General features: G+C 43.8%; 6 protein-coding genes and 1 pseudogene. 4 read left to right on the plus strand and 3 right to left on the minus strand.

Going from position 1 to position 4,695, the window contains the following annotated elements:
• A pseudogene (locus AB4209_RS10000) lies at positions 1 to 104 on the minus strand (IS5/IS1182 family transposase); the annotation flags it as partial.
• Positions 105 to 582: 478 nt separating this feature from the next.
• Here AB4209_RS10000 and AB4209_RS10005 point away from each other — a divergent pair.
• Positions 583 to 1,434: an SDR family oxidoreductase gene (locus AB4209_RS10005; RefSeq protein WP_017068687.1), complete on the plus strand. Its 852-nt coding sequence runs from the start codon at positions 583 to 585 to the stop codon at positions 1,432 to 1,434.
• 100 nt (positions 1,435 to 1,534) lie between these two features.
• Here AB4209_RS10005 and AB4209_RS10010 read toward each other — a convergent pair whose 3' ends face one another.
• A complete protein-coding gene (locus AB4209_RS10010; RefSeq protein WP_102320038.1) occupies positions 1,535 to 2,530 on the minus strand; it encodes an ABC transporter substrate-binding protein in 996 nt (331 codons plus the stop codon).
• A gap of 28 nt (positions 2,531 to 2,558) precedes the next feature.
• Complete coding sequence (locus AB4209_RS10015) at positions 2,559 to 2,780, minus strand: LysR family transcriptional regulator (RefSeq protein WP_372055728.1); 222 nt, start codon at positions 2,778 to 2,780, stop codon at positions 2,559 to 2,561.
• A 191-nt stretch (positions 2,781 to 2,971) separates the two neighbouring features.
• Here AB4209_RS10015 and AB4209_RS10020 point away from each other — a divergent pair, with 191 nt between their 5' ends.
• From AB4209_RS10020 to AB4209_RS10030, 3 genes are all read left to right on the plus strand, one after another.
• On the plus strand, positions 2,972 to 3,472 hold the full coding sequence (locus AB4209_RS10020; RefSeq protein WP_017068657.1) for a nuclear transport factor 2 family protein: 501 nt from the start codon (positions 2,972 to 2,974) through the stop codon (positions 3,470 to 3,472).
• A 296-nt stretch (positions 3,473 to 3,768) separates the two neighbouring features.
• A complete protein-coding gene (locus AB4209_RS10025; RefSeq protein WP_372055730.1) occupies positions 3,769 to 4,254 on the plus strand; it encodes a DUF4405 domain-containing protein in 486 nt (161 codons plus the stop codon).
• Complete coding sequence (locus AB4209_RS10030) at positions 4,254 to 4,571, plus strand: hypothetical protein (protein WP_017068659.1); 318 nt, start codon at positions 4,254 to 4,256, stop codon at positions 4,569 to 4,571. Before AB4209_RS10025 ends, AB4209_RS10030 begins: the two co-directional genes overlap by 1 nt.
• Positions 4,572 to 4,695 lie beyond the last annotated feature (124 nt).

Here is a 4,695-nt window from a genome sequence, read left to right on the forward strand (position 1 = left end):
CCACTTATTGCTTCTTCATCGATCCAGAAGGTCAGAGAACCACGGTTAATGAGCGATTGGTTGTATTGCTTCCAGTTGGTTGTTTTGTAACAAGGTTTAGGCATAAGGCTACGAGAGAGAGTGGTGGTAGCTGATCAGATCGTAGGTTCTTGATTTAGTTCCATTGAATTACGCAACAAAGCCGGGGATGACGGTTAGTTTTTATTTGTGGGGGCAGTAAACTATTCTTTACTGACCAAGGCACGCTAACGGAAGCTGAACTGGCACGCTTTTGGGCAAACACTTATCTGAACCTAATCACATCACAGTTTCTATTTGCGAGCGGACAGTCTACGCACACAATCAAAATCAAACATTTTTTAAAGTTCAATCGGCTAAATTAATACTTTTTTGGGGGTTACGAGCCTGTAATTTAATTATGTTTCTACAGCGACCAAAACCACACAACGATGAGACTCTAGAGATTTTCCTTATTCGGGTCGCGAACAAAAACGGCTATGAAGACGTACACTGTTTTTGTAATGATCTAGTATATTACTAAATGTACGAAGATAACTGCTAGATGACCAAGAGGGACAAAGGATGAAGATTGCTGTTACTGCCGCAAGTGGGAAGTTGGGCTCTGCTATTGTAGAAGCCACCGTCAAATTAACCTCGAAAAATCAAGTCGTTGCTCTAGCAAGAACACCAGAGCGCGCTTTCGGCTTGGGTGTCGAAGTGCGTCCGGGCGATTATGAGGATGCTGAGCAGCTAGAACAGTCATTGCAAGGTGTGGATGTTGTGTTGCTAGTGTCTGGTATGGATGCTCCGGATAAACGTATTGGACAGCATCGTAATGTGATTGAAGCTGCCAAAAAGGCTGGCGTGAGAAAGATTGTTTATACCAGCGTACAAGGGGCCGAGGAGAACACGGCATTTTCCCCTGTTATTCAAAGTAATCGTCAAACAGAGCGAGATGTTCGTGAGAGCGGACTTGAATGGGTGAACGGCCGTAATGGCATCTATATCGAACCTGACATCGAATACATTGATAGTTATAAGAAAGCGGGGGGCATCTTTAACTGCGCAGGTGAAGGCCAGTGTGGTTATACAACCCGAGAAGAGCTAGGTTACGCTTACGCCCGCATGCTTGTTGAAGATATACATAACGGCAATACCTACAATCTACACGGCGATGCCATTACTCAAGCACAGCTCACTGATTACATGAATAGTGCGTTTGGGACGAACCTTACATTCACGTCGATGAGCGTTGAAGAGTATCGACTAGACAGAGTGGCTGAGTTGGGTGACTTTATTGGAACGGTTATCGCTGGTATTTATCAAGGCATCCTTGAAGGGAAGTCAGATAACCCGAGTCATTTCGAACAAGCTGCAGGACGCAAGCATGTTAGCTGGCAAGATTACTTTTCAGAGCTTAAATCTCATCAATAGTTTCTGAACGCCCTCATTTATGGCGTTCAAAAGATAGAAAGTCTGGCAATTGACCAGACTTTCTCGTTGTTGGAATAACCTTTATTAGCTTTGATAAGCCTTATAGGGCTTCTTCTACCTTGGTGGCGACACTTGCTGATACCCAAGGCTTCCATACCTGTGGTGAGCTTTCTAGAAAGTAATACATGGCTTCTTCGGCGTCGGCTTGGTTGTCTTCCATCCAGGCTAACAACTCGCTCATTTGTTTATTGGTAAAACCACGTTTTTCAAAGTATTGGTAAGCAAGATGCTCATTATTAGCAAAGGCTTCTGTGGTGATAGTGTGAACCGGTGCTGGTGGATACATGGTCACTTTAGGAGATTCACAATCGGGTTGTGTCGTACAGTTACGGAATTCCTCAATGTCGGTACCACTTCCGAAATCAACTTTAACCATATCGTATTTACCCAACACAGGTGTTGGTGACCAATAGTAACCAAACCATGGTTTCTCACGCTCATAAGCTTTGGCAATGGTTCCTGCTAGTGCAGCACCTGAACCCGGGTCCACCATTTCAAATCCATGTTTATCTAAACCCATAGCATTAAATAAGTGTTCGGAAGTAATCTGACATGTCCATCCTGCCGGGCAGCTATAGAATGCGAACTTTTCATCGTCTTCTGGGTGTGCGAATAGATTAGCGTGTTTGATGACACCTTCGATTGTCGTCATCTCTGGATATTGTTCAACAAGATAGTTAGGTATCCAGAAACCTTCTTCACCGCCGTTTACTAAAGACTTGCCTGCGTAACGTAGCCGCTTATCCGCCACACCCTTATCTAACGCTTCTTTGATGCCGTTAGTCCAAAGCTCAGGCGCAACATCAGGTTGACCCTTTTCAATCATTGACGTGCCCGTAGGGACGCTATCACCGGGGATTAAATCCGCTGCACAGCCGTAGCCGTTATTCAAAATGAATTGGTCGACATGAGCAATAAGGCTCGCCGAGTTCCAGTTCATGTCTGCAATGGTGATCTCTCCGCATTCGTCAGCACTAGCGTGTACAGAAAACGCAGCAAGTACTGCGATGGAAAGCATGGATTTGTTATTCTGCATTGACGTAATTCCTTTTCTTGTCAGAAGCTTATTCGCTATAGAAACAGAAATGTTCGACGGAGAAAAGAGACTGAGATCTAAATTTAAACGATTTGTGATCCGCACCAGCAGCCCTAGACATTGAGTTAGTGAGCTGGAATCCAGATGATTGACGTACAAGTAACTCATCATCTAGCTCTTCACAAATTTTCTGCATGCTTTTTGAAATCGCACTGATTGTTTTACCCATGCGCCTTGCAGTTCTGGACAAGAAATCATTTTAGGCTCGGTTGTGCTCTTAAAATTTGACTGATCAGCTTTATTGCAAAGCCTATTGCCCAAATTCCCTTATCTACCACAGTAGCATCAAGCTCAATACATTTGATTCAGCTCTATTCGACTTCTACTTTTACAGAGGGAGTCGTTTGCTTCATCCTACGTTCAACTAAACGGAGAGACGTAATGTTAAAAACAATTTTAGTGATATATTTCAGCTTATTCGCAGTAATTCAAGCAAGTTACGCAACAGACATGGATAAATCTAAGGCAGAACAATCTGCAAAAACCCTAGAGGTTGCCCAAGCTTTTCTGTGGGCTGCTGGATCTGGGGATATGGAAAAGCTAAGTACTCTAATGGCTGACGATTTTGTTTGGCATAATGAAGGAGATGATTCTATTCCTTGGATTGGTAACTGGGAGTCTAAAGAAACAGTTTTAAATACCTTCTTGCCTCGCTTTGGTGCTGGATTAAAAACAACGAGCTGGACTACAGATTATAGTTTTGCCAACGGTGATCAAGCCGTCTTTATGGGGACCATGAGTGCCACAGCAAACAACACTGGCGCTGACACTGGAAAATTTAGTTGGGCTGTGCGCGTTCAAGTCGTCGATGGGAAAGTAAAGAGTTGGAACTGGTTTGAAGACAGCTTTGCTGTCTCAAAAGCCTATCACACAGAGAAATAACAACTCTAAACATGTTTGATTTTACTAAGAATTGACTTAACACTGAGAGGCTACCTCTCAGTGTGTAAACACATTTCAGGACGGGACATAAACTGGTAAAAAGCCCGATTCTTAAGGCATGAAAAGTCGCTTAATTTGATACTCAATCTATTTGGAGCCGATCACAAATGCCGTGCTATCAAGACGCGCGGCATTTCTAACTGTAAATGACTGTAAAATCAGTTGAATCAAGGTGCCAACTTGATAGTTTATAAGCATGAATTTTTATGGCTTAACAACCTATCAGGCAATTGATCATGCAAACCCGTACATGGAAAGACAGTTTGGTAAAGACTCAGTATGTCATGGACATCCTATTGCTGATCGGCTTTATCTTAGTCTGTATCCCCAAAGCAACAGGTGTAGCAGCTCACGAATGGCTGAGCCTTTTGTTTATTATTCCTTTGATTATCCACTTACTACTGCATTGGAACTGGATGGTATCTCTTCCAAAAAATTTCATCCACAAACAATCTGCTAAAGATCGATTCAATGCGGTTTGGGATGCTTTGTTCTACTTGGTCATGCTGATGGCAACACTCAGCGGATTCTTAGTTTCCGAAGCTTTGCTACCTCAGCTAGGTATGCCAGTAGAGATACTGCCTGTTTGGTCCAAGCTACATCATGACCTAGGAAACCTAGTGATGCCAATGCTTGGTATCCATCTCGCTCTGCACTGGCAGTGGATAAAAGGTGTAAGCAGAAAAATGAGACAGAAACACAACACTAAGGCAGGTGCATAATGAAATATCTCGTTTATCGTTGGAAGCAGCGCTCTGCTATTGTCTTAATCATCTCGCTTATCATCTGCGCAGTAATGTGGACCCTAGAGCTATCAACTTGGGCAGGAACAATAAATAGTGCAGCAACCGAGCTTGCACTCGAAGAAGGAAAACGAAACCTATCTGGGTTAGCGGTTTTCGGCGTCTCATTTGTTAAGCTTACTGTGCTGACCATGGTGCCCGCCTTTTTGTGTTATGGCGTGTTAAAGCTCTCTGCTTTTGTCTTCAAAAAACGTACACACGACAACCAAAACAAGCCTACTCGGCCAGTCCACTAGTCAAGCAATGTCTCAGCCAGTGCGTCTAACATTCGACGCGCGCGCTGTCAGTGAACTAGCTGGGGCAGGTCTGCCTTACGATGATCTACCCAGTCAGCACGGAGTTGTCGGATAGGCGGCACCT

The sequence above is a fragment of the Vibrio sp. 10N.286.48.C11 genome (genome assembly GCF_041469805.1).
GTDB lineage: Bacteria > Pseudomonadota > Gammaproteobacteria > Enterobacterales > Vibrionaceae > Vibrio > Vibrio crassostreae_C.

Bases quoted from the DNA above. Each gene is read 5' to 3' on its own strand.
- AB4209_RS10005 (WP_017068687.1), top strand. From the start codon at position 583: ATGAAGATTGCTGTTACTGCCGCAAGTGGGAAGTTGGGCTCTGCTATT.
- AB4209_RS10010 (WP_102320038.1), bottom strand. From the start codon at position 2,530: ATGCAGAATAACAAATCCATGCTTTCCATCGCAGTACTTGCTGCGTTT.
- AB4209_RS10020 (WP_017068657.1), top strand. From the start codon at position 2,972: ATGTTAAAAACAATTTTAGTGATATATTTCAGCTTATTCGCAGTAATT.
- AB4209_RS10025 (WP_372055730.1), top strand. From the start codon at position 3,769: ATGCAAACCCGTACATGGAAAGACAGTTTGGTAAAGACTCAGTATGTC.
- AB4209_RS10030 (WP_017068659.1), top strand. From the start codon at position 4,254: ATGAAATATCTCGTTTATCGTTGGAAGCAGCGCTCTGCTATTGTCTTA.